This window comes from Azospirillum brasilense (assembly GCF_003349955.1).
In the GTDB taxonomy this organism is placed as follows: domain Bacteria; phylum Pseudomonadota; class Alphaproteobacteria; order Azospirillales; family Azospirillaceae; genus Azospirillum; species Azospirillum brasilense_B.
Window position 1 is genome coordinate 1 of sequence record NZ_QLKQ01000082.1, and the last position, 24,088, is coordinate 24,088.

The following is a 24,088-nucleotide window of genomic DNA, read 5'->3' on the forward strand; positions in this document are numbered from 1 at the left end:
GGTCGGCGGCGGGCGGAAGCGCCCGCCCCCGCGCTTCCGCCCGCCGCCGACCCGGCCGCCCCGGCTCCGGCAACGGAAGAGGAGAAGGACCCGGCCAAGGCCGCCGAAGCGCTGATCCAGCGGCGCAACCGGGGACGGGCGGGGACGGTCCAAACGTCCTGGCGCGGCGCGCTCGACATCGGCGCGCTGGTGCCGCTGCGCAAGCGCCTGTTGGGGGAGTGAGGCCATGAAGGAGACCACGCACGGCACTTCCCAAGGGGGCCGCAAGGGGGATGCCGCATCCGCGCCGCCGAACGGGCCGGAGCGTCTGCTGGAGCGCTACCGCGCGGCGCGGGAGCGCCGGACGGTCTGGGAGAGCCATTGGCAGGACTGCTACGACCACGCCCTGCCCAACGGGCAGCCCTTCCGCGGCGGCGGCACCCCCGGCGAGCGGCGGGTGGACCGGCTGTTCGACGGGACCGCGCCGGACGCGGTGGAACAGCTCGCCGCCAGCCTGCTCGCCGAGCTGACCCCGCCCTGGTCGCGCTGGTTCGGGCTGCAGCCCGGCCCGTCGCTGCCGGACGGGGAGCGCGACCGCGTGGCCCCGATGCTCGACCGCGCCGCCGGCATCGTGCAGGCGCATGTCGATCGCTCCAACTTCGCCGTCGAGATCCATCAGGCCTTCCTCGACCTCGTGACGGTGGGCACCGCCTGCCTGCTGATGGAGGAAGCCCCGCCCGGCGCCGCCTCCAGCCTGCGCTTCACCGCGGTGCCGCTGGCCGAGGCGGTGCTGGAGGAGGGGGCGGACGGGCGGCTGGACGGCACCTTCCGGCGCAGCGAGGCGACGCTGGCCCAGATCGAGCGCCGCTTTCCCGGCGTGACCATCCCCGACGCGGTGCGGGAGCGCGGCGCGGCGGAGCCGGACATCCGCTTTCCGCTGGTCGAGGCGGTGCTGCCGGACGGGCTGGCCTACCGCTGGACGGTGGTGCTGGACAGCGGTCCGGCCGAGCCCGCCACGCTGGCCGAGGGGCGCTTCGCGCAGTCGCCGTTCATCAACTTCCGCTGGCTCAAGGCACCGGGGGAAACCTATGGCCGGTCGCCGGTCATGAAGGCGCTGCCCGACATCAAGACCGCCAACAAGGTGGTCGAGCTGGTGCTGAAGAACGCCTCCGTCGCCGTCACCGGCATCTGGCAGGCCGACGACGACGGGGTGCTGAACCCCGCCACCATCCGGCTGGTGCCGGGCACGATCATTCCCAAGGCGGTGGGGTCGGCCGGGCTGACGCCGCTCGCCAACCCCGGGCGGTTCGACGTGTCGCAGCTCGTGCTCGACGATCTGCGGGCGCGCATCCGCCACGCGCTGCTCGCCGACCGGCTGGGGCCGCTGGACCAGCCGCGCATGACCGCGACCGAGGTGGTCGAACGCTCCGCCGAGATGGCCCGGCTGCTCGGGGCCACCTATGGGCGGCTCCAGGCGGAGCTGCTGACCCCGCTGGTGCTGCGCGCCGTCGGCATCCTGCGCCGCCGCGGCGAAATCCCGGACATCGCGGTGGACGGGCGCACGGTCGCGCTGCAGCACCGGTCCCCGCTGGCCCAGGCGCAGGCGCAGCGCGACGTCCAGGCGACGCTGCGCTGGCTGGACACCGCTCGCCAGCTCGGTCCGGAGGCGCTGTCCGCGGTGGACGTCGCGGCGACCGCGCGCTGGCTGGGCGAGGCTTTCGGCGTGCCCGCCAAGCTGGTGCGGACGGAGGCGCCCCATGGCTGATCGCGCCGGGTGGGACGATGGCGGCTGGGCCTGGCTGGATGGAGCCCCGCCCGCCGAGGCCGTGCCGGCCGGCGATCCGGCGCCCAGCTTCGCCCGCTGTTTCGCCGGGGCGGACGGGGCGCGGGTGCTGGCCACGCTGAGGGCGATGACGCTGGACCGCACGCTCGGCCCCGACGCCTCCGACGCCGCGCTGCGCGACCTGGAAGGCCAGCGCCGTCTGGTCGCCCTCATCCTCGCCCTGACCGCCCGTGGGCAGGGCGCCTGAAGTCTTTCATCGATAAGTCTTTCATCGATAAGGAGCTATCCATGGCCGAAAACCTGCTGACCTCTCCCGTTCCCGGCGCCCCTCCCGCGGTGCCCGAGAAGTTCCGCGACCCGGAAACCGGCGCGGTGCGCGTGGAGGCGCTGCTGAAATCCTATCTGGAGCTGGAGCGCAAGCTGTCCGCCCCCACGTCCGATGGTGGCGAGCGGCCCGGCCTGCTGGCGGCGCCGGGCGTGCCGGACGGGCCGGAAGGCTATTGCATCGCCTGCGACCACGGGCTGTTCGAGCCGGACCCGGCGATCAACGGCCGCCTGCACGGCGCCGGCTTCACGCCGGATCAGGCGCAGCTCGTCTACGACCTCGCCGCCGAGCGGCTGGTTCCGCTGATCCAGGAACTCGCCGCCGAGTTCCAGGCGGAACGCGAGGTCGAGCGGCTGTCCGCCCAGTTCGGCGGGGCCGAGCGCTGGCGGGAGGTGTCGCGGCAGCTCCACGCCTGGGCGGTGAAGAACCTGCCGCCCGCCGCGGTCGAGGGGCTGTCGACCACCTATGAGGGGGTGATGGCGCTGCACCGCATGATGACCGGCGGCGAACCCGCCGCCCTGTCCATGCCGGCCGGCGCGCCGTCCGCCGGCGGGGAGGCGGAACTGCAGGCGCTGATGCGCGACCCCCGCTATTGGCGGGACCGCGACCCGGCGGTGGTGTCGAAGGTGACCGACGGATTCCGGCGCCTGTACCCGACCGCCTGATTGTTGGGCCGGCGGCGTGGCGCGGCTTCGCGGAGGGACCGCCGAGGCCATGCCGCGCCGGATGGGCGAAATGTCGCAGCCGGATTGAAAAGGACGAAGAGGAGCCGGGGCGGGCAACTTGACCGTTGCGTGTTTGAAATAAAAAAGCGACGCTTTCGCGCAGAATGACAACCGCCCGGAAGCAGCCGGGCGTGACGATTGCCGCCGGGACCGTGATGACGCTGCGCCGCAAGATCCGCTGGCTGACCTGGATCGGCCTGATCGGCTGCCTTATGGCGGCGATTCCCGCGCTTTACCTGCTGCGCAGCGGTTTGATCACGGAACGGGAGCGGCTGACCCACGCCTTGGTCGGTTCGGCCCACGCGATGCTTGGCGAAATCAACGCGTCCATCGAGGCGGGCGCCCTGCCGCGGGACGAGGGCCAGGGGCAGGCGCGGCTGGCGCTGCGGGCGCTGGGACGCGATCCTTTCCATGTCAGCGTGTTCACCGACGGGCGCGTGCCCGAGGGCTGGATGGGCGAGGAGCATTCGGTCCGCGCCAGCCTGACCTTCGAGCCCTGGGGCTGGGCCATCGCGGCGGCCAGCGGAACCGACGATCTCGACCGCGAGTTCGCCATGGAGGCCCTGGCCTTCGTCCTGTTCATCGCCGTTCTGCTGGTGTTGAGCTGGCCGCTGTCGGTGTTCCTGTCGCAGCATGTCCTGGGCCCCATCGAGGCGCTGTCGGAGCGCATGGAGCGGCTGACCGAAGGGCAGACCGGCATCGACATCCCCGGCCGCGACCGCAAGGACGAGTTCGGCGCCATGGCCCGCGCCATGGATTATTTCCGGCAGGCCGCCGAGGCGTTGATCGTGCGCGACGAGCGGCTGTTCGGCATCATGAACAACATCGGCGAAGCCATCGTTCTGGTCGGCGAGGACGGTCTGGTCGAGGAGCACAACCCCGCCGCCGTCGCGCTGTTCGGCGTGCCCGCGGAGCGGCTCGACGGCCATCGCTTCGCCGACCTGTTCGCCGAGGAGGACCGCGAGCGGGTCGCCCGGCTGCTCGGGCTGGGGGCGCCGGGCGGGGACGGTGCGGCGGGACCGGGGACCAGCGGCCGCATGGAGCGCGCCGAGGAGCTGGTGATCGAGCGGGCGGACGGGCGGATCGACGCCTCGCTCTCCCTGTCCTGCCTGGACGTGCAGGGGCGGCGCAGCTACGTCTGCGCGCTGGCCGACATGACGGAGCGGCTGCGCCACGAGCGGGAGCTGCTGCGGCTGGCCACGCGGGACCGGCTGACCGGCCTGCCGAACCGCGCCCTCATCGAATCGCTGCTCGACACCTCGATCGAGCGGGCGCGCCGCCATGGCCGCCGCTTCGCGGTGCTGTGCCTGGACCTGTCGCGTTTCAAGCTGATCACCGACACGCTGGGCCACCACGCCGGGGACCTGCTGCTGCAGGAGGTCGCCTCGCGGATCGTCGTCACGGTGCGGGCGAGCGACACGGTGGGGCGCATCGGCACCGACGACTTCGCGGTGATCCTCGACGAGGTGGGCGAGGCGAAGGAGGCGGAGATCGCCGCCCAGCGCATCCTGGCCGCCTTCGACGAGCCGGTTCTGCTCATGGGGACGGAGCATTACGTCCGCCCGTCGATCGGCATCGCCCTGTTCCCCGACCACGCCGACAGCGCGCAGGAACTGATCCGCTCCGCCGACACGGCGCTCTACGCGGCCAAGCGGGCCGGCGGCAAGCGCCACGCCTTCTTCCGCAAGGAACTGGCCGACCAGGCGCACCGCCATCTGGCGCTGGACCGCGACCTGCGGGCGGCGCTGGCGCGCGGGGAGTTCCAGCTCCACTACCAGCCCAAGGTGTCGCTGATCGACCAGGCGCTGGAGGGGTTCGAGGCGCTTTTGCGCTGGGACAAGCCCGGCTTCGGCATGATCCCGCCCGGCGAGTTCATTCCGGTCGCCGAGGACACCGGTTTCATCGTGCCGCTCGGCGACTGGGTGTTGGACGAGGCGTGCCGCCAGTTGCGCGACTGGATCGACCGCGGGCTGGAACCGGTGCCGGTGGCCGTCAACATCTCGCCGCGCCACCTGCGCCAGCGCTCCGCCGAGGATTTCCGCCGCATCGTCGACCGCCACCGGCTGTCGCCCGATCTGGTCGAGCTGGAAATCACCGAGGGCGCCGTGATGCAGGACATGGACCATGCCCTGTCCGTCCTGGCGGCGCTGAAGGCCATGGGAATCCGCGTGGCGGTGGACGATTTCGGCACCGGCCATTCCTCGCTGAGCTATCTGAAGCGGTTGCCGGTGACGACGCTGAAGATCGACCGTTCCTTCGTGAACGGCGTGCCGAGCGAGCGGGAGGACAACGGCATCGTCTCCACCATCATCGCCATGGCCGACATGCTGGGGCTGGACGTGGTGGCGGAGGGGGTGGAGAAGCAGGAGCAGGCCAATTTCCTGCGCCACCACAACTGCACCCTGGTTCAGGGCTGGCTGACCGGGCGCCCGGTCCCCGCCGGGCAGGCCGCCGACCTGCTGGCCATGCGCCTGCGCCGGTCGGCGTGAGATCCGAAGGAACCGGGGGCCGTCGCCCCCGGTCCGTTCCGCGCCGTGTTGCGGGTGTCAGCGCAGCGCGCCCTTGACGTCCTCGTACTTGCCCTTCTGCCAGGACTCCAGACCCTTCAACTCGTTCTCCGTCATGTCGACGGTCAGGCGCTTGTCCTTCATGTGCAGCCGCTCCAGCGGCAGGACGACGTCCTTGTCGCTGATGTCGGCGATGTGATCGACGTCGATCACCGCGAAGGTCTGGCCGCCCTTGCGGACGATGCCCTCGATCTCGGCGATGTCCTTGCCGTCGCTGCCGTAGACGTCCTTGCCCTTGAGCTGGGCCGCGGTCATCTTCGCGACCGCCGGGTCGAGCGAGCCGTGGGTGGCCGCGACCTGCCCGGTCGCCTTGTTGTTCGGGACCTCCTTGGCGGTTCCGGACATGCTTTCGGCCATGGCGGGCGTGGCGAGCAGAAGCGCGGCGACGCCACAGGCGGTGATGATCGTCTTCATGAAGCGTATTCCTTTTTTATGCCGTGTTTTCAGGCCGTGTTTTCAGGCCGTCTGGGGCCAACCATTCAACAGCGGAACTTCGGGGGATATTCCATGCCCCAAGGGAGTACCGCGCCAAGGGAGAGATCGCTCGATAAAGGAAAATATTCTTGACATGACAGGGCGTTTGTCCTAGAAACGCTCTTGCCAACGCCCGTCGTGCGTCCCCTCACGCGATGGGCCGCGGCATCCCGAACCTCCCCTCCACGCCTGTCCTGAAAGGGGCTGACCGGACAACCGAAAGGCCCGGCCAGCCCCTTTCTTTTTTCGCGCTTCGCCCGCGGCCGGGCGCGCGTCCCCGCCTCCCGTTCCGGGATCGGGCGCGCCTGACAACCGGGTGGCGGAATGCTTCCCGCCGGACGGGACCCCCCGCAGAACGCGAAAGGATTACAATCCAATGTCCACCTCGGTCGCCCAGGCTTTCGTCAAGCAGTTCGAGCGCGAAGTGCACGACGCCTACCAGCGCATGGGCTCCAAGCTGCGCAACACGGTGCGCACCAAGAACAACGTCCAGGGCGCCTCCACCGTCTTTCAGAAGGTCGGCAAGGGCACCGCCTCGACCAAGGCGCGCCACGGCGCGGTTCCGGTGATGAACCTCGACCACACGCCGGTCGAATGCACCCTCTACGACTTCTACGCCGGCGACTGGGTCGACCGGCTGGACGAGCTGAAGACCAACATCGACGAGCGGCAGATCATCGCCAGCGCCGGCGCCTACGCGCTGGGCCGCAAGACCGACGAACTCATCCTCGGCGAGCTGAACCGGTCCACCAACTTTGCGGGCGGCTCCAACGACGGGCTGACCAAGGCGAAGGTGCTGGCGGCCTTCGAAAAGCTGGGCGAGTCCGACGTGCCCGACGACGGCCAGCGCTACGCCGTCGTCGGCTGGAAGCAGTGGAGCCAGCTTCTGGGCATCGACGAGTTCGCCAGCACCGAATATGTCGGCGCCGACGAGCTGCCCTGGCGCGGCACCCAGGCCAAGCGCTGGCTGGGCACGCTGTGGATGCCGCATTCCGGCCTGAAGGCCGAGGGCGGCGTGCGGCTGTGCCACTGGTACCACAAGACGGCCATCGGCCACGCCTCCGGTTCCGACGTGAAGACGGACATCTCGTGGCACGGCGACCGCGCGGCGCACTTCGTGAACAACATGATGTCGCAAGGCGCCGGCCTGATCGACGCGGCGGGCGTCGTCACCATGCGCTGCCTGGAAGCCTGACGCCCTCCCCGCCGACGATCGAAACGGAGTTTCCTCCCATGGCCTATCTTCCCAAGGACCTGAGCGTCCTCGCCTACGCCAACGGCTTCACGCTGTGGCATTACACGACGCCGGACGCCGCCACGCTGGTGGACAACAGCGGCTATTTCAACGGCGCGTCCGACCTGCTGCGCAGCGGCGACATGATCCTGGCCAACACCGGCACCGCCGGGACGCCCGCCGCCGGCGTCTTCGTGGTCGCCGCCAACGCGGCGGGGGTGGTGGACGTCACCAACCTGTCGCCCTTCGGCGCGTCCAACACGGACTGACGGACGTCGCTCTGAGGTTCCCTTTCCCCTCCGCTCACGCGCAAACGAAGTTTGCGCTGACGCGACAGGCGGACCTTTGGTCCGCCGAAAGCGGGGAGAGGGTCAGGGTCAGGGGGATGCGCGTTTGCCGGACGTTTTCGCGACGCACATCCCCCTCACCGGCCCTGCGGGCCACCCTCTCCCCAGAGGGGAGAGGGCTAAGGAGACGGTCTCCCTCTGATCGCAAGGATCGAACCCATGGCATTGACCGCTATCGGGCTGTGCAGCCGCGCGCTCCTCAAGATCGGGGCGACGGCGATCACCGCCTTCGATGAGGGCACCGCCGAGGCGGAGGTCGCGGCGGGCCTCTACGAACCGGCGCGCGACGCGCTGCTGTCGGCCAACGCCTGGAGCTTCGCCACCCGGCAGGCCCGGTTGGCGCGGCTGGCCGACGACCCGGTCGCCGATTACGGCGTGGCCTTCCAGCTTCCCGCCGATTTCCTGCGCGCGCTCGGCGCCGGGGCGGGCGGGCGGGGCCGCGGGTTGGACTACCGCATCGCCGGGCGCGCGCTGCACGCGGCGTCCGACGCGGTGGTGCTGACCTATGTCGGGCGCCCGGCCGAGGAGGACTTTCCCGCCTTCTTCGACCAGGCGCTGATCGCCCGGCTGGCCGCGGAGTTCTGCATTCCGCTGACCGAGAGCACGAGCCGGGCGGAGCTGCTGCAGCGGCTGGCCGAGAGCGAGTTCCGCCGCGCCCGCCAGATCGACGCCCTGCAGGACAGCCAGCCGGGCTTCGAGGATTTCTCCCTGATCGATGCGAGGGGCTGATGGCGCGGGTTCGTCAGGTGAAGACCAACTTCACGGCGGGGGAGATCTCCCGCCGGCTGCTCGGGCGCGGCGACCTGCGCGCCTACGACAACGGGGCGCTGGCTCTGCGCAACCTGTTCATCCACCCGACGGGCGGGGTGACTCGCCGCTCCGGCCTCGCCTTCGTCGATCCGGCCCGCGGCGACGGGCGGCTGGTCGCCTTCGAGTTCAACACGGAGCAGACCTATCTGCTGGTCTTCTCCGAAGGGCGGATCGACGTCTACGGCAACGACACGCCCATCGCCAGCGTGGAGTCTCCGTGGACCGCCGCCCAACTGCCCCAGATCACCTGGACGCAGAGCGCCGACACGCTGCTGGTCTGCCACCCCGACGTGCCGCCGCGCAAGCTGACCCGCAGCGGCGCCGGCGTGTGGGCGCTGAGCGGCTGGAGCTACGTCGCGGAGGGGGAGCGGGTGGCGATGCCCTTCTACCGCTTCGCCGATCCCGCCGTGACGCTGACCCCGTCGGGCACCGACGGGCTGGTGACGGTGACCGCCTCCGCCCCGGTCTTCGACCCGAAGCAGGAGGGCACGCGCCTGCGCATCCAGGGCAAGCAGCTCCGCGTCGAGGGGGTGGTGTCGGCGACGCAGGTCACCGCGACGGTGCTGGAGACGCTGGCCGGAACCGCCGCCACGACGGCCTGGGACGAACAGTCCTTCTCGCCGCTGCGCGGCTGGCCGGTGTCGGCGGCCTTCCACCAGGACCGTCTGGTCATCGGCGGGTCGCGCGACCTGCCCAACCGGCTGTGGCTGTCGCGCTCCGCCGACCTGTGGAATTTCGACCTCGGCACCGGGCAGGACGACGAGGCCATCGAGTTCGGCATCCTGTCCGATCAGGTGAACGCGGTGCGCGCCGTCTTCTCCGGGCGGCATCTCCAGGTCTTCACCTCCGGCGCCGAATACATGGTGTCGGGCGACCCGCTGACCCCGCAGAACATCCAGGTCCACCGGCAGACGCGCATCGGCTCCCCCGTCGACCGCTCCGTTCCGCCGCGCGACGTGGACGGGGCCACCCTGTTCGTGTCGCGCAACGGGCGGGAGATCCGCGAATTCCTCTACACCGACACCGAGGCGGCCTATCAGGCCAACGATCTGGCGCTGCTCGCCCGCCATCTGGTGGTGAAGCCGCGCGACCAGGATTACGACCAGGGCCGCCGCCTGATGTTCGTGGTGATGGAGGACGGCGCGCTGTGCGCCCTGACCGTCTACCGGCTGGAGCAGGTGACCGCCTGGACCCGGCTGGAGACCGACGGGGCGGTGCGCTCCGTCGCGGTGGTCGGGGACGAGGTCTACGCGCTGGTCGACCGCGCCGGGCGGTGGAGCGTGGAGCGCTTCGACGACGCCCTGAACCTCGACGCCGCCCTGGTCGGCGACCACGACTCCCCGACCGCGGTGTGGAGCGGGCTGGACCATCTGGAGGGGCGGACCGTCGCGGTGGTCGCCGACGGCACGGTCCGCGCCGAGGCCACCGTCGCCGCCGGCAGGATCGTGCTCGACCCGCCGGCCCGCCATGTGGAGGCCGGGCTGCCCTACAGCCACCGCATCGAGCCGCTGCCGGTCAGCCTTCTCGGGCAGGCGGGCGGGACGGACGCGGTGCGGCTGGTCTCCGTCGGCTTCCGGCTGGAGGAAACGGCGGCGTTGCACGCCGACCTGGGGCGCGGCCTTCAGGAGCTGCCGCTGCACCGGACCGGGCCGCAGCCGGCGGGTGGCGTTCCGGCGCTGGTGTCCGGCGACCGCAGGCTGCGGGCGCTGGGCTGGCGGCGCGACAGCGACCGGCCGCTGTGGAGCATCCGGCAGGACGCGCCGCTGCCCTTCACGCTTTTGTCCGTAACCATGGAATTGAGGGTGAACGACTGATGGGCGGAATCACGACCCTGGCCACCGCGGCGCTGCCGCTGGTCAACTCCGTCGCCGACACGGTGAACCGCGTCTCCGGCACCTCGGACAGCGCGCGCCGGCAGCAGGCCGCCGACGAGCGCCGCTACGCCTATCAGGCGGAGCAGCAGCGCCTGCAATGGCAGCGCGAGGACGAGCTGCGCCGCCAGGACCAGGAGCTTCAGCGCCAGAAGGAGGAGCAGGCCCGCGCCGAGGCGGAGCGGCAGCGCGCCCGCGAGATGGACTGGCTGGCGCAGAGCCAGAATCTGGCCGTCCAGCAGCTCCGCGCAGGGCAGGCGGCCACGCTGGCCGACAAGGAAGGCGACGCCCGCACGCGGCTGGCCCAGGTGTCCGCCGCCGCGCAATCCGACGAGCGGCGGCGCGTGGACGCCCTGCGCCGCACCGTGGCGCGCACCCGCGCGACGCTCGGCTCCAACGGTGTCAGCGCGGCGGACGGTTCCGGCGAGGCGATCCTGCTCGGCGTCGTCAAGGACAGCGCCGCGGAGCGCGGGGAGGCGGAGGGCGCCGACCGGCTGAAGCGCGAGGCCATCCAGCAGGAGGTGGACGGGGTGCGCCGCCGCAATCTGCTGGAACAGGCGCAGCTCGCCGAGCGCCAGCGGCTGGAGTTCATGAGCCGCTTCTACTGACGCTTCCGGTCCATCGACGCTGCAGGAGAGGCGCACCCATGCCCAGCGCAATCGACGTTCCGCGCGGCAACCCGCGCGTCCAGTATCTTGCCGACGGCGTGCAGACGGACTTCACCTTTCCGTTTCCGGTCTTCGAGGACGGCGACCTTCAGGTCTTCCTGGGCGCGGCGCGGCAGACCACCGGCTACGCGGTGAGCGGGGCCGGGGAGACGGCGGGCGGCACGGTGGCCTTCACGGAGCCGCCGGAGGCCGGGACGCCCGTCCTGCTGCGCCGCCGCCTGCCCATCGAGCGGATGAGCGATTTCGTGGAGAGCGGGCCGCTTCCGGCGTCCAGCCTGAACCGCGAATTCGACCAGCTCACCGCCGCGCTCCAGCAGGTGGCCGGCGACCAGGAGCTGATGCTGCGCTACACCGACACCGACCTGCCGGCCTCCAACCGGTTGCCGGAACGGGCGGTGCGGGCGGGGCAACTCCTGGCGTTCGACTCCACGGGCAACCCGATCGCCCGCCCGCCGGTGGACGAGGAGGCGCTGTCGACCTTCGTCGCTCCCGGCGCCGGCGCGGTGCGCCGCCCGGTGCGCGAGAAGCTGGCCGACGCCCTGTCGGTCAAGGATTTCGGCGCGGTCGGCGACGGCATCGTGGACGACACGCGGGCGATCCAGGCCGCGCTGACCAGTGGGGACGCCGTCCATGTGCCGCCGGGCACCTACCGGATCACCAACACGCTGACGGTGGGTCATGGGCAGACGCTGCACGGGGCGGGGCAGAGGTCGGTCATCGCCGGGTCCTCGGCGGGCTTCGATCTGATCCATCTGCCGGACGGCTACGCCACGGTGAGCGGCCTGCGGCTGGAGCGGGGCGACGCCGCGGTGCGGCTGTTCGGGCGGGACGGCCCCTGCGTGCACAACACGCTGAGCGACCTGACCATCTGGGACCCGCGGGTCGGGCTGCTGCTCGACGGCCACACCGATCCCAACCGGCCCTGCTACTGGAACATGGTGTCGCGGGTGCTGGTGGCCCGGCCGTCGCTGCACGGGGTGTGGCTGACCCGGACGGGGGAGGGCGACACGCCCAACGCCAACCGCTTCTCCAAGGTGCGCGTCTACTCCCTGTCGGCGCCCATCGCCGGCTGCGGCTTCTTCGTGGAGCAGGGCAAGCACAACAACAGCTTCCAGGACTGCGAGGCCAACCTGTCGACCATGGCGCTGGCCTGCTTCCGGGTCGGCGCCAACACCGACAAGACGCTGATCCTGAACTTCTACGCGGAGTCGCTGGGCGGCGTGCCGAACGTGCAGCTCGACGCCGGGTCGGTCGAGACGGCCATCGTCAACCTGCTGTCGATGTCCGCCGGACCGGCCATTCATGACCTGTCGGGCGGCCGCTACACGGCGGTGAACGCCGGCTATCCGGAAAAGAACCGGCTGGCGCGCAGCCGGGTCACCGAACTGGTCGTCGAGGCCCTGCGTTACGACACCGAATATGTGGAGCCGCAGGGCGGCGGGGTGGTCGCGCTGGACCTCGCCAGCTCCGTCTATCTGGTCAGCGCCTACAGCGGCGACGTGGAGCTTCGGCTGCCGGCGGCGGACGCGGCCAACGGCCATGCGGTGACGGTGAAGCGGACCGACGCCTCCGCCCACCGCTTGATCCTCACCGAGGACGGCGGGCCGGGGCCGGACGGCCGGACGGTGGCGCTGGGCAACCGCTACGACTTCGTGACGATCGTGTCGAACGGGGCCGGCTGGTGGGTGGTCGGCGGCAACAACCGGCCGGGAAACGCCCATTTCCACGACCAGCCGGGTCTGTTCGAGCCGGACCTGAACCAGACGCTGTATCTGGTCAGCGCCTTCACCGGCGCGGTCACGGTGCGGCTGCCCCCGCCGGGGGCGCTGCACGCGGTCGGGCGGACGGTGACGGTCAAGAAGGCCGACGTGTCGGGCAACCCGGTCACCGTCACCGTGCAGGGCGGCGGCGGGCCGGACAACGCTCCGGTGACCCTGGGCGCCACCGGCAGCGCGGTCACGGCGATGTCCAACGGCGCCGGCTGGCACATTCTGGGCCGGGTGGCGTGATGGAGGCGGAAACGCGCAAGAAGGGTTTCTTCGCCTTCGTCCAGGACTGGAACCGGCAATCGGAGCTGACCACCCCCCGCCATCATCTGCAGATCGCCGCGTGGCTGGAACGGCAGGCGGTCGGAGCCGGGCTTGTTGGTGTCGGGTCTGCCGGCATCGGGCCGCGCCTGCTGCTGATGGCCTTCCGCGGGGCGGGCAAGTCGTCCATCGTCGGCCTGTTCGCGGCCTGGATGCTCTACCAGGACCCCAACCGGCGGCTGCTCGTCCTGGCGGCGGACCTGAAGCTGGCCAAGAAGATGGTGCGCAACGTCAAGCGCATCATCGAGCGCCATCCCGACACCCGCGGCCTGAAGCCCCCGGCGAAGGAGCGCGACCAGTGGGCCGCCGACCAGTTCACCGTGGTCCGTGCGCAGGAACTGCGCGACCCATCCATGGTGGCGGCGGGTGTCGGCGGCAACATCACGGGCAGCCGCGCCGACGTGGTGATCTGCGACGATGTCGAGGTGCCTCGCACCTCCGACAGTCCGGGCAAGCGCGCCGACCTGCGCGAGAGGCTGGCGGAGATCGACTATCTGCTGGTGCCGGGCGGGGTGCAGCTCTATGTCGGGACGCCGCACAGCTACTACTCCATCTACGCGGAGGAGCCGCGGACGGAGGCGGGGGAGACGCGGCCGTTCCTGGACGGCTTCGCGCGGCTGGTCCTGCCGGTCTACACCGACGGTCCGGACGGCCGGCGCCGCTACGCCTGGCCGCAGCGCTTCGGCGAGGCGCACGTCAACCGCATCCGCAAGACGACCGGCCCCAACAAATTCACCAGCCAGATGCTGCTGCAGCCGGTCAACGAGGCGGAGGGTTTCCTCGACCCCGACCGGCTGGGCCGCTACGACGGCGAACTGGAATACCGGGAGTCGGCGGGGCGGGCGGTGCTGACGCTGAACGGCCTGCGCATGGCCTCGGCCTCCTGCTGGTGGGACCCGGCCTTCGCGCGGCCGGCGGCGGAGGGCGGCAAGCCCGGCGATTCCAGCGTCGTCGCCGCCCTGTTCGGCGGTGCGGACGGGCGCTTCTACCTGCACCGCGTGCTCTACCTGTCGGTGGACCCCGGCGATCCGGACACCGAGGCGGAGCAGCAATGCCTCCAGGTCGCCCGCTTCCTGGAGCGGCACCACCTGCCGGCGGTCCATGTGGAGATCAACGGCATCGGACGCTTCCTGCCCGGCCTTCTGCGCAAGGCTCTGCGCACGGAGAAGGTCGGCGCCGCCGTGGTCGAGGAGGCCAGCCGCCGCGCCAAGGCGCTGCGCATCCGCGAGGCGTTCGACGCCCTGCTGGCCGACCGCCGGCTGCTCGCCCATGCGGCGGTGTGGGAGACCCCCTTCATCCGCGAAATGCGCGAATGGTCGCCGGACGGGCGCTACACGGGCCGCGACGACGGGCTGGACGCGGTGGCCGGCGCGCTGTCCTGCGAGCCCTTCCGCTTCGACCGCCAGCCGGCGCCGGGGCGCAAGCCGGACTGGCGCGCCGCGACGGCGCCGACAGCGGGGGAGGACTGGGACGTGTGACCATGCACGCGACGTCCCATGGGCCCGAAATCCCATGGTTCGACGGGCCGCCTTCCCTGACCGGAGGGCGGCCCTTTCTTTTTGCTTTTTTTTGGAGAACGGAGATGCAGGAGTCCATCGACCTGTCCTGGTGGATCACGGCGGTCGAGTTGCCGGTCATGGGCGGGCTGTTCTGGCTGATCGCCCGGCTGCGCCGCGACGCCGAATCCGCGTTGGAGACGGTGCGGGCGCGCGCCGAGACCGCCCAGGCGCAGGTCCGCGAGAGTCTGGCCGCCTACAAGCTGGAGGTCGCCAAGACCTACGTCTCGGTCGCGACGCTCAAGGATGTGGAGCGACGGCTGACCGACCATCTGCTGCGCATCGAGACCAAGCTGGAAAACGGCTGCGCGCCGTTCGCCCAGCCCTATGTTCCGCCCTACGGCGACGGAGGACGCCGATGAGGACTCCCATGAGGCCGCGCGTCCTGAAGCCGGAGCCCGGACCGGCGGCTCCCCCGCGTGGGCCGTCCGCCGACACGCCCGGCCACGCCATCGACACGCTCGCCCGCACCCTGTGGGGGGAGGCGCGCAGCGAGTCCGTGCGGGCCATGGAGGCGGTGGCGGCGGTCGTGATGAACCGCGTCGGCCGGGCGCGCGACCAGGGAGGATGGTGGTGGGGGAATGACGTCGTCGCCGTCTGCCGTCTGCCGGGGCAGTTCCCCTGTTGGGACCCGGACGCGCCGGGGCGGCTCGGGCTGCTGTCGGTGACCACCGCGGACCCGGTCTTCGCCGCGGCCCGGCGGATCGCCCGCCGCGCGGTGGCCGGTCTGCTCGACGATCCGACCGGCGGCGCGACTCACCTGCACCGGGCGGGCGAGAACCCGCAATGGGCGCAAGGGCGCAGCGTCTGTGCCGAGATCGGCGGGATCCAGTTCTACAACGACGTCGAATGACGCCTCGTGCCGAACCGGCGCCTCCCCGTCGCGTTCCGGCGGGCCGGACATCCGGGTCCGGACCGCCGCCGCGGAAGGAGAGGGTGGAACGGACCGGTCAGGCGGCTTCCTTGATCATCGCCAGATAGATCTTCCAGGCCGTCTCGACCGAGACGCCGCCGGCGCGCGACCCGGCGGCCAGCATCGCCGCCGAGGGCTTCAGCGGGACGGGCGTGCTGCTGGGCTCGGCGAGGGCGGCCAGGGGGGCGCTGTCCACGCTGGACACGATCACCCCATGGATGCGCGAATCGAGCGCGTGTTCCACCGGGTGCCGTTCCTTCACAACATTCATCGCAATCGCGTTCATGGGGCATCTCCTTGCTTGCCCTTCTCTCAGCAATCCCGATGCCAGTTCCGAAAAGTTGCCGCCGAAGCGGCGGATGTCCCGGGGAATCCTTGATTCTGCGGCTTTTCCGTGTGGTCGCCGGGGTGGAGTCCGGCGGAACGGGGAATTTTCCTTCTGCAAAATGCTGCGGGATTCCCAAAGCCACATTTGCAAATTGCGAAGCAAACAGCGCAACGTCCCATTCTGAAGTTATCAACGGTCCCCCGGCCCTCCCGAATTTGCCACGGCTGGCTTCGGCGGCCGGCTTTGCGCTAAGGTCGCCGTGCCATGACTGAACGGATCATCTTTCATATGTGCCGCGCCGCGGAGTGGGAGCGGGCGCTCGCCGCCGGGGCCTACCACGGCTCGTCGCAGGATGCGGCGGACGGCTTCATCCACTTCTCCACCGGCGCCCAGGTCGAGGAAAGCGCCGCCAAGCACCGCGCCGGTCAGGACGGCCTCGTCCTGCTGACGGTGGACGGCGCCGCGCTGGGCGATGCCCTCCGCTGGGAGCCGTCGCGCGGCGGCCAGCTCTTCCCCCATCTCTACGGCCCGCTGCCGCCCGCGGCGGTGCTGCGCGCCGATCCGCTGCCGCTGGGGCCGGACGGCCGCCACCTCTTTCCGGCGACCGTCAAGGACGCCGCCTTCAAGGACACCACACCGTGATCGACCTGTTTCCCATCGTCGGCCCCGTCCTGCGCAGCTTCGATCCGGAGACGGCGCACGGGCTGACCATCAAGGCCCTGTCGAGCGGGCTGATGCCGCCGGTGCGGGAAAAGGACGACCCCATCCTGCGGACCACGGTGATGGGGCTGGACTTCGCCAACCCGGTCGGCCTCGCCGCCGGTTTCGACAAGAACGCCGAGGTGGTCGACGCCATGCTGCGTCTGGGCTTCGGCTTCGTCGAGGCGGGCAGCGTCACCCCCCGCCCGCAGCCCGGCAACCCCAAGCCGCGCCTGTTCCGCGCGCCGGAGCAGGGCGCCGTCATCAACCGCCTGGGCTTCAACAACGAGGGGCTGGAGCCCTTCGCCCAGCGGCTGGAGCGGCGGCTGTCCGGCGGACGCAAGGCGCCGGGAATCGTCGGGGCCAATCTCGGCAAGAACAAGGACACGGTGGAGGCCGCAGACGATTACGTCCTCGGCGTGACCCGGGTGGCGGCGCTGGTCGATTATCTGGTCGTCAACGTGTCCTCCCCCAACACGCCGGGTCTGCGCGCGCTCCAGGGGCGCGACCCGCTGCGCACCCTTCTGGGCCGCGTCCTCGACGCCCGCTCCGCCTGCAAGCTGGCCAAGGCGCCGCCCGTCCTGCTGAAGATCGCCCCCGACCTGACGGACGAGGACAAGGCCGACATCGCCGCGGTCGCGCTGGAAACGGGCATCGACGGGCTGATCGTGTCCAACACCACCATCGCCCGGCCGGCGGAGATCCCGGAACCGCTGCGCGCGGAAACCGGCGGCCTGTCCGGCAGGCCGCTGTTCGCGCCCTCCACCGCCGTCCTGCGCGAGATGTACGGGCTGACCGGCGGCAAGGTGCCGCTGGTCGGGGTCGGCGGCATCGCGTCGGGCGCCGACGCCTACGCCAAGATCCGCGCCGGCGCCTCGCTGGTGCAGTTCTACTCCGCGATGGTCTATGCCGGGCCGGCGCTGGTGCTGGCGATCCGCCGCGACCTCGCCGCCCTGCTGCGCCGCGACGGCTTCGCCTCGTTGAGCGACGCGGTGGGGGCGGATCACCGCTGAGCGGGCCGGGGGGAACCGGCGCATGGCGGCCCTGATATGGCGGCCCTGATATGGCGGCCCTGATCAAGTCGGCCTTGATCCATGGGCTGGCCGTCGCCGCGGCGGCCTCGGTCGTCCTCGGCCTGCCGGAGCTGTCGCCGGGCACCGATCCGGTGGTGGGGTGGCTCGGCGGCGGGCTGGTCCTCCTGGCGGGCGCCGTCGTGGATCTGCACCGCCGGCTGGCCCGCCGGGAGCGGGACACCCTGCGCCGCCTGGACCGTCTTCAGAAGAGCGTGGACGCGCTGGCTGAACGGCTGGACCGGCGGACCGCGCCGGACGAGGCCGGCGGCGACTCCGCCGCCGCTCACGAAGCCGTCCTTCAGGAGGTGAAGCTCCTGCACGCGCTGGTCGCCCGGCTCGGCGAATCCCGGCCGTCCGACTCCGCCGACCCGCCGCGGCCTTCCCCGGCGGCGTTCCAGGCGGCGTTCCGGGCCCCGCGCCCGCCGGACCCGCGGTCTCCGGCCGTCGGCGCGGCCTCGCCGATGGACGCCGCCGCCGTTCTGGACGCGGTGCGCGACGCGCTGGCCGCCGACCGGATCGACGTCCACCTCCAGCCGATCGTCAGCCTGCCCCAGGGCAAGCACCGCTTTTTCGAGGTGTTCTCGCGCGTGCGCGCCGCCGACGGGTCGCTGATCCTGCCCGACCGCTATCTGGAGATCGCGGAGCGCGCCGGGCTGATGGCCACCATCGACAATCTCCTGCTGGTCCGCTGCATCCAGCTCATCCGCGAGACGGAGCGGCGCCAGCACGCCATCGGCTTCTTCTGCAACATGTCCGCCGCCACCCTCGGCGACGCGGAATTCATGCGTCAGTTCCTCGATCTGTTGGCCGGGAACCAGACGCTGGCGTCCAAGCTGGTGTTCGAGCTGAGCCAGCAGGAGCTGCGGGCGGGCGGGCCGGTGACGATGGGCATTCTGGCGCAGCTCGCCCGCATCGGCTTCCGCTTTTCCATGGACCGGGTGAGCGACCTGGACATCGACGTGGACGCGCTGCTGCGCCACGAGGTCCGCTATCTGAAGCTGGACTGCGCCCTGCTGCTCGACCCCGCCCTGGCGCCGCGCGTCGAGGCGCTGCGCCGCCGCCTGGACGGCACGGGGATCGACCTCATCGCCGAGAAGATCGAGACGGAGGCGCAGTTCGACGCGATCCTGCGCAGCGGCATCGATTTCGGCCAGGGCTACCGGTTCGGCGAACCGAGGCCCGCGCGCAGGCCGGCCTGAGACAATTTTGCCGTGAATTAATATTGCAAGAAAATTCGCCGTCCGGGCGGCGGATTCGCGCCGGAAATGCCCCCGGCGCCCTTGACAGAAAGCCCGCCCGCATTAGAGATTTCGCCTCCCGGCATCCGCCGGGTGCGATGCAAACAGTCAAATGGTGACTTCGGTGACGTCCAACATCGCCATCACGCTTCCCGATGGCAGCGTGCGGGAGTTCGACCGGCCGGTGACCGGGCTTGAGATTGCCCAGTCCATCGGGCCGCGCCTTGCCAAGGATGCGCTTGCCGTCAAGCTCGACGGCGAGGTCAAGGACCTCACCACCACCGTCACCACCAACGCGAAGATCGAGATCGTCACGCGCAGTCATCCCGACGCGCTGGAGGTCATCCGTCACGACGCCGCCCACGTCCTCGCCGACGCCGTGCAGAAGCTCTATCCGGGCACGCAGGTGACCATCGGTCCGGCGATCGCCAACGGCTTCTATTACGACTTCGCGCGCGAGGAGCCCTTCACGCCCGACGATCTGCAGAAGATCGAGGCGAAGATGCGCGAGATCGTCGCCAAGGACGTTCCCATCGTGCGCGAGGTCTGGACCCGCGACGATGCGGTCGCCTACTTCAAGAAGCTCGGCGAGCATTACAAGGCCGAGCTGATCGAGGCGATCCCGGCCGACCAGGACATCAGCGTCTACCGCCAGGACGACTGGCTGGACCTGTGCCGCGGCCCGCACGCCCCGACGACGGGCAAGGTCGGCAACGGCTTCAAGCTGATGAAGGTGGCCGGCGCCTACTGGCGCGGCGACAGCCGGAACCCGATGCTCCAGCGCATCTACGGCACCGCCTGGCGCGACGAGAAGGAGCTGAAGGCCTACCTGCACCAGCTCGAGGAGGCGGAGAAGCGCGACCACCGCCGGCTGGGCAAGGAGCTGGACCTGTTCCACGTGCAGGAGGAGGCCGTCGGCTCGGTCTTCTGGCACCCGAAGGGCTGGACGCTGTTCCGCACGCTGGAGACCTACATCCGCACCAAGCTGAGCCAGGCGGACTACGTCGAGGTCAAGACGCCGCAGCTCATCGACAGCTCGCTGTTCAAGGCGTCGGGCCACTGGGACATGTATGGCGACAACATGTTCAAGGTCTCGGCCGACGACGGCGAGAAGATGCTCGGCATCAAACCGATGAACTGTCCGGGCCACGTGCAGATCTTCAAGCACGGTCTGCGCTCCTACCGCGACCTGCCGATCCGCATGGCGGAGTTCGGGGCCTGCCACCGCAACGAGCCGTCGGGCGCGCTGCACGGCATCCTGCGCGTGCGCGCCTTCACCCAGGACGACGCCCACATCTTCTGCACGGAAGAGCAGGTGGCGAGCGAGGCGGCGGAGTATTTCAAGCTCCAGCTCGGCGTCTACCGGGACCTGGGCTTCGACAAGATCGCGGTGAAGCTGGCGCTGCGTCCCGACGTGCGCACCGGCTCCGACGACCTGTGGGACCGGGCGGAGGGTGCGCTGCGCCAGGCGCTCGACGCCGCGGGGCTGGAGTATGAGGACCTGCCCGGCGAGGGTGCCTTCTACGGCCCGAAGGTGGAATTCCACCTGACCGACGCCATCGGGCGCACCTGGCAGTGCGGCACGCTCCAGTACGATCCCAACCTTCCCGAGCGGCTGGACGCCTCCTACATCGGCGAGGACGGCGCCCGCCACCGTCCGGTGATGCTGCACCGGGCCATCCTGGGGTCGCTGGAACGCTTCATCGGCATGCTGATCGAGCATTACGCCGGCAAGTTCCCGATGTGGCTCGCCCCGGTCCAGGCGGTGGTCTGCACCATCACCAACGAGGCCGACGGCTATGGGCGGGAGGTCGTCAGCCTGCTCAAGCGCCATGGCATCCGCGCCGAACTCGACACCCGGAACGAGAAGATCAACCTGAAGGTCCGCGAACACAGCCTTCAGAAGGTTCCCGTCCTGGTGGTCGTGGGCAAGCGCGAGGCGGAGGAGCGGACCGTCGCGCTGCGTACCCTCGGTGGCAAGGATCAGGAAGTTCTTGCCCTCGACGCGGCGCTCAATAAACTGAGTGAGGAGGCGCGGTCCCCCGCGGGCGCCGCCGCCTTCGATTCGCCGTTTTAACCGACCGCACCGTCCGGGCGGGCCTTCCTCCGGGAGGTCGCGCCACGGTGGGTTTCCAGTCATGGAGAAGCGTCCATAGCCAGGATACCGTCCGAAGCCGCTCCGACCCGCGATGGACCGCGGGTAAACCGGGAGATCACGGCTCGCTCGATCCGTCTCGTCGGTGCCGACGGCGAGATGGTGGGCGTCGTTTCGCTGCGCGATGCGCTGCTGGCCGCTGAGGATGCGGGTCTCGACCTCGTCGAGATCGCTCCGCAAGCGGAACCGCCTGTCTGCAAGATCCTCGACTATGGCAAGTACAAGTACGAGGCGCAGAAAAAGGCCGCCGAGGCGCGCAAGAAGCAGAAGATCATCGAGGTGAAGGAGATCAAGCTCCGACCCAACATCGATGACAACGACTACGACGTGAAGATGCGCTCGGCCCGCCGCTTCCTTGAGGAAGGCGACAAGGTCAAGGTGACCATGCGCTTCCGCGGGCGCGAGATGGCGCACCAGGATCTCGGCATGAACGTGCTGGTCCGCGTGCGCAACGAGTTGGACGAGTTGGCAAAGGTCGAACAGATGCCGAAGCTCGAAGGCCGCCAGATGGTCATGGTCCTGGCGCCGAGATAGGGCGCCGAGGTGACCCTTCGGCAGGGCATACGCATTCCAAAGAGGCCCGCCGGTTCCGGCGGGCTTTTTTGTTGCGCGGAGGGACCGTTGCGCCGCTCCGCAATTACGGGGTAGCGGCATTGCGGAAGCGGGACGGCGCGCCGACGTGAGGCTCATCCCGCCTCCAACATCCGGCCTATGCCCCGACCATCCCTGCTCCGCCGCGCCGCCCTGGCCTTGACGCTCGCGCTGCCGCTGCTGTCCGGCCTGTCCGCGCCGCCGCCCGTCCAGGCAATGGATCTGTTCGGGGACGAGTTCCGGACCGTCGACGACGTGCTGGCGTACAACCGCGGCCACGGCGTGCGCTTCCTCGACCGGCAGGGCCGCTTCATCGGCTCCATCGGCGAGACGTACGGCGACACGCTGACCCTGGAGAAGCTGCCGAAGCACCTGATCCAGGCGCTGATCGCCAAGGAGGACCGGCGCTATCTGGAGCATGACGGCATCGACTTCCAGGGGCTGGCCCGAGCGCTGGCCGTGGCGGTGACCTCCGGCCGTTTCAGCCAGGGCGGCAGCACGCTGACCCAGCAGACGATGAAGCTGATCTTCCTCAACCGCTACAACCGCTGGTCCCGCAAGGCGTACGAGCTGTACAGCGCCAGCGATTTCGAGGAGCAGCTCGGCAAGAAGAACGTCCTGTACCTGTACCTCAACCGCGCCTATTTCGGCTTCGGCGCGTACGGGGTGGACGCCGCGGCCCGCGTCTTCTTCGGCAAGCCGGCGGGCAAGCTGTCGCTGAAGGAGTCGGCGATGCTCGTCGGCGCGCTGCCCGCCCCCTCCCGCCTGAATCCCTTCGCCGATCTGGAGAAGGCGGAGGCCAAGGCCGCCCTCGTGCTCGACGCCATGGCCGACGTGGGCTTCATCACCGAACGCACGGCGGCGCAGACCAAGCGCCAGCGCCCGATGCTGGCCGCCGCCAACAAGGCCGCGGTGCTGTCCACCGGCCATTTCCGCGAGACGGCCAAGGCCCGCTTCGACCGTTTCGCCGCCGACCGCTACGGCGGCGACCGTCCGGGACCGACCTTCACGGCGCGCACCACGCTCGACCGCGACCTCCAGGCCGCCGCCCTGCGCAGCGTGGAAACCACCCTGAAGCGCCACGCCAAGAACCTGGGGGACGCGGAGGTCGCCCTGGTGGCGCTGGACGGCGACGGGGCGATTTTGGCGATGATCGGCGGGCGCGACGCGGCGGCCCGGCGCGACCACTTCAACCGCGCGCTCCAGGCGCGCCGCCAGCCCGGCTCGGCCTTCAAGCTGTTTGTCTTTCTGGCGGCGCTGGAGCGCGGGCTGACCCCGGACTCCCCCGTCGACGGCTCCCGCATGGAGTTCACCGACGGGCGGGCCATCCGCAACTTCGACAACCGCTATCCCTCCTCGCTGACGCTGGCCGACGCCTTCGCCCACTCGACCAACACGGCGTCGGCCCGGCTGACCCGCGGCCATGCGGAGGAGATCGCCGCCGTCGCCCGCCGTCTCGGCATCGAGTCGCCGCTGGAGCCCGATCTCGGCCTCGCTCTGGGGGTAAGCGAGGTATCGCTGCTGGAGATCACCCAGGCTTACGCGGCGGTGGCCAACGGCGGCGGCAAGGTCGATGGCTATCTGTTCCAGCGCATCGGCGATCCCGCCGGGCGGACGATCTACAGCCACACCCCGCGCACGGCGGACCGGGTGATCGACCCGCAGACCGCCGCCACCTTGAAGGCGATGCTGGGCGAGGTGATGCGGGACGGCACCGGCAAGACGGCCCGCCTGCCGGCGGCGCTTGCCAAGCGTGGGGCGGGCGGCAAGACCGGCACCACCAACGACTATCGGGACGCCTGGTTCATCGGCTTCGCCGATGGCGTGGCCGGGCGCGGCTTGACCGTGGGGGTGTGGGTCGGCAACGACGGCAACACACCGATGAAGGGGGTGACCGGCGGCTCCGTTCCGGCGGAAATCTGGCGCCGTTTCATGGTCGAGGCGGCGCGGGTGAAGGGTTAGCGGCTCTTCGTCCCGGCGAGCAGGGACGCCCCGACGAAGCCCAGCGCCCGCCCGTTTCGCCCGACCTCGTACCAGGACCCGAAGGCGGCCATCACGGTGACCGTCTCCCCCCGCTCCAGGACGTCCGCCACTTTGGCATCGCAGAAGGGGGCGACGCGCAGGTTCGCGGCAGCACGGACGCGCACCCGCGTCCCCACGGCGATGGCCGGGCGGCGCGTGTCGGCGCTGCGCTCCTCGGTGATATGGCCGGGCAGGGCGCAGCCGCGATCCTCCTTCGAGGCCTTGGCGTAGCCGCCCTTGAAGCGGTTGGCCGGCGGGCTGTCCGCGACCGCCGTGGGGGCGGGGCCGGAGGGCTTGCGGGCCGGCAGCGGGGCGGCAAAGGTGTCGGAAGTGGTTGGCACCGGGGGCTCCGCCGCGGGAACAGCGGTGATGGCCGGTTCCGCCGTCGTCGCCGCCGCCGCCGCCGCCGTTGATGGCGCGGGCGCAGGCACGGGCGCGGTCAACAGCGGCACAGGAAGCAACGGCGCCAGACCCTGCGGCGCCATCTTCCCCGCCGCCCCCAGCGGAGTCAGCCGGGGCAGAACGGCGGTCGGCGGCGGGCGCGGCGTGAAGGTCGGCTCGGCCTCGTCCGCCCGCGCCGGGGGGCTGCCGAACAACGCCAGCAGGGCGAGGAGGGAAAGGGCGAGCCGGCGCATCCGCCGCC

At 70.7% G+C, this 24,088-nt stretch carries 23 protein-coding genes; 20 read left to right on the plus strand and 3 right to left on the minus strand.

What is annotated here, in order from left to right; genetic code table 11:
• From DXK32_RS26500 to DXK32_RS26520, 5 genes are all read left to right on the plus strand, one after another.
• Positions 1-222, plus strand: a 222-nt coding sequence (locus DXK32_RS26500; protein ID WP_205215834.1) for a hypothetical protein, incomplete at its 5' end; no start/stop codon positions are given.
• A 4-nt stretch (positions 223-226) separates the two neighbouring features.
• Positions 227-1,744 (plus strand): portal protein, encoded by a 1,518-nt coding sequence (locus DXK32_RS26505; protein ID WP_114861252.1) that lies wholly within the window; start codon positions 227-229, stop codon positions 1,742-1,744.
• Positions 1,737-2,009: a hypothetical protein gene (locus tag DXK32_RS26510; RefSeq protein WP_114861253.1), complete on the plus strand. Its 273-nt coding sequence runs from the start codon at positions 1,737-1,739 to the stop codon at positions 2,007-2,009. The genes DXK32_RS26505 and DXK32_RS26510 overlap by 8 nt, the downstream gene beginning before the upstream one ends.
• Positions 2,010-2,050: 41 nt before the next feature.
• The gene (locus DXK32_RS26515) at positions 2,051-2,752 is read left to right on the plus strand and encodes a capsid assembly protein (RefSeq protein ID WP_114861254.1); all 702 of its coding nucleotides are present in this window, start codon (positions 2,051-2,053) and stop codon (positions 2,750-2,752) included.
• 191 nt (positions 2,753-2,943) lie between these two features.
• Positions 2,944-5,301, plus strand: coding sequence for a putative bifunctional diguanylate cyclase/phosphodiesterase (locus DXK32_RS26520; protein ID WP_247877365.1), 2,358 nt, complete (start codon positions 2,944-2,946; stop codon positions 5,299-5,301).
• 57 nt (positions 5,302-5,358) lie between these two features.
• On the opposite strand, the gene DXK32_RS26525 is transcribed toward DXK32_RS26520, so the two are convergent.
• On the minus strand, positions 5,359-5,793 hold the full coding sequence (locus tag DXK32_RS26525; RefSeq protein ID WP_114861256.1) for a PRC-barrel domain-containing protein: 435 nt from the start codon (positions 5,791-5,793) through the stop codon (positions 5,359-5,361).
• Between the two features lie 436 nt (positions 5,794-6,229).
• Between DXK32_RS26525 and DXK32_RS26530 the strand changes: the two genes are divergently transcribed.
• From DXK32_RS26530 to DXK32_RS26575, 9 genes are all read left to right on the plus strand, one after another.
• Entirely contained in the window at positions 6,230-7,048 is an 819-nt protein-coding gene (locus DXK32_RS26530) for a phage capsid protein (RefSeq protein ID WP_114861257.1), read from the plus strand.
• Positions 7,049-7,086: 38 nt separating this feature from the next.
• The gene (locus tag DXK32_RS26535; protein ID WP_035675734.1) at positions 7,087-7,356 is read left to right on the plus strand and encodes a hypothetical protein; all 270 of its coding nucleotides are present in this window, start codon (positions 7,087-7,089) and stop codon (positions 7,354-7,356) included.
• Between the two features lie 237 nt (positions 7,357-7,593).
• Positions 7,594-8,163: a hypothetical protein gene (locus DXK32_RS26545; protein WP_114861258.1), complete on the plus strand. Its 570-nt coding sequence runs from the start codon at positions 7,594-7,596 to the stop codon at positions 8,161-8,163.
• On the plus strand, positions 8,163-10,058 hold the full coding sequence (locus tag DXK32_RS26550) for a hypothetical protein (protein WP_114861259.1): 1,896 nt from the start codon (positions 8,163-8,165) through the stop codon (positions 10,056-10,058). Before DXK32_RS26545 ends, DXK32_RS26550 begins: the two co-directional genes overlap by 1 nt.
• Positions 10,058-10,723, plus strand: coding sequence for a hypothetical protein (locus DXK32_RS26555; protein WP_114861260.1), 666 nt, complete (start codon positions 10,058-10,060; stop codon positions 10,721-10,723). Before DXK32_RS26550 ends, DXK32_RS26555 begins: the two co-directional genes overlap by 1 nt.
• Positions 10,724-10,761: 38 nt before the next feature.
• Positions 10,762-12,792 carry a glycosyl hydrolase family 28-related protein gene (locus DXK32_RS26560; RefSeq protein WP_114861261.1) on the plus strand — a complete coding sequence of 677 codons (2,031 nt, stop codon included), beginning with the start codon at positions 10,762-10,764 and terminating at the stop codon, positions 12,790-12,792.
• Complete coding sequence (gene terL / locus DXK32_RS26565) at positions 12,792-14,348, plus strand: phage terminase large subunit (RefSeq protein WP_114861262.1); 1,557 nt, start codon at positions 12,792-12,794, stop codon at positions 14,346-14,348. The genes DXK32_RS26560 and terL overlap by 1 nt, the downstream gene beginning before the upstream one ends.
• Positions 14,349-14,452: 104 nt before the next feature.
• Entirely contained in the window at positions 14,453-14,788 is a 336-nt protein-coding gene (locus DXK32_RS26570) for a hypothetical protein (protein ID WP_114861263.1), read from the plus strand.
• Between the two features lie 8 nt (positions 14,789-14,796).
• On the plus strand, positions 14,797-15,279 hold the full coding sequence (locus DXK32_RS26575; protein WP_114861264.1) for a cell wall hydrolase: 483 nt from the start codon (positions 14,797-14,799) through the stop codon (positions 15,277-15,279).
• Between the two features lie 97 nt (positions 15,280-15,376).
• Here DXK32_RS26575 and DXK32_RS26580 read toward each other — a convergent pair whose 3' ends face one another.
• Positions 15,377-15,625, minus strand: a complete 249-nt coding sequence (locus tag DXK32_RS26580; RefSeq protein ID WP_114861265.1) for a hypothetical protein — start codon at positions 15,623-15,625, stop codon at positions 15,377-15,379.
• A 306-nt stretch (positions 15,626-15,931) separates the two neighbouring features.
• Here DXK32_RS26580 and DXK32_RS26585 point away from each other — a divergent pair, with 306 nt between their 5' ends.
• The 6 genes from DXK32_RS26585 (at position 15,932) to DXK32_RS26610 (ending at position 23,385) form a co-directional block, all read left to right on the plus strand.
• The gene (locus DXK32_RS26585; RefSeq protein WP_114861266.1) at positions 15,932-16,309 is read left to right on the plus strand and encodes a DUF952 domain-containing protein; all 378 of its coding nucleotides are present in this window, start codon (positions 15,932-15,934) and stop codon (positions 16,307-16,309) included.
• Positions 16,306-17,379 carry a quinone-dependent dihydroorotate dehydrogenase gene (locus DXK32_RS26590; RefSeq protein WP_114861267.1) on the plus strand — a complete coding sequence of 358 codons (1,074 nt, stop codon included), beginning with the start codon at positions 16,306-16,308 and terminating at the stop codon, positions 17,377-17,379. The genes DXK32_RS26585 and DXK32_RS26590 overlap by 4 nt, the downstream gene beginning before the upstream one ends.
• A 50-nt stretch (positions 17,380-17,429) precedes the next feature.
• Entirely contained in the window at positions 17,430-18,638 is a 1,209-nt protein-coding gene (locus DXK32_RS26595; protein ID WP_114861268.1) for an EAL domain-containing protein, read from the plus strand.
• Between the two features lie 151 nt (positions 18,639-18,789).
• Complete coding sequence (gene thrS, locus DXK32_RS26600; RefSeq protein WP_114861269.1) at positions 18,790-20,754, plus strand: threonine--tRNA ligase; 1,965 nt, start codon at positions 18,790-18,792, stop codon at positions 20,752-20,754.
• Positions 20,755-20,838: 84 nt separating this feature from the next.
• The gene (infC, locus tag DXK32_RS26605) at positions 20,839-21,366 is read left to right on the plus strand and encodes a translation initiation factor IF-3 (protein WP_038529535.1); all 528 of its coding nucleotides are present in this window, start codon (positions 20,839-20,841) and stop codon (positions 21,364-21,366) included.
• 177 nt (positions 21,367-21,543) lie between these two features.
• The gene (locus DXK32_RS26610) at positions 21,544-23,385 is read left to right on the plus strand and encodes a transglycosylase domain-containing protein (protein ID WP_114861270.1); all 1,842 of its coding nucleotides are present in this window, start codon (positions 21,544-21,546) and stop codon (positions 23,383-23,385) included.
• Here DXK32_RS26610 and DXK32_RS26615 read toward each other — a convergent pair.
• Complete coding sequence (locus DXK32_RS26615) at positions 23,382-24,080, minus strand: hypothetical protein (RefSeq protein ID WP_114861271.1); 699 nt, start codon at positions 24,078-24,080, stop codon at positions 23,382-23,384. The genes DXK32_RS26610 and DXK32_RS26615 overlap by 4 nt on opposite strands.
• Positions 24,081-24,088: the final 8 nt, after the last annotated feature.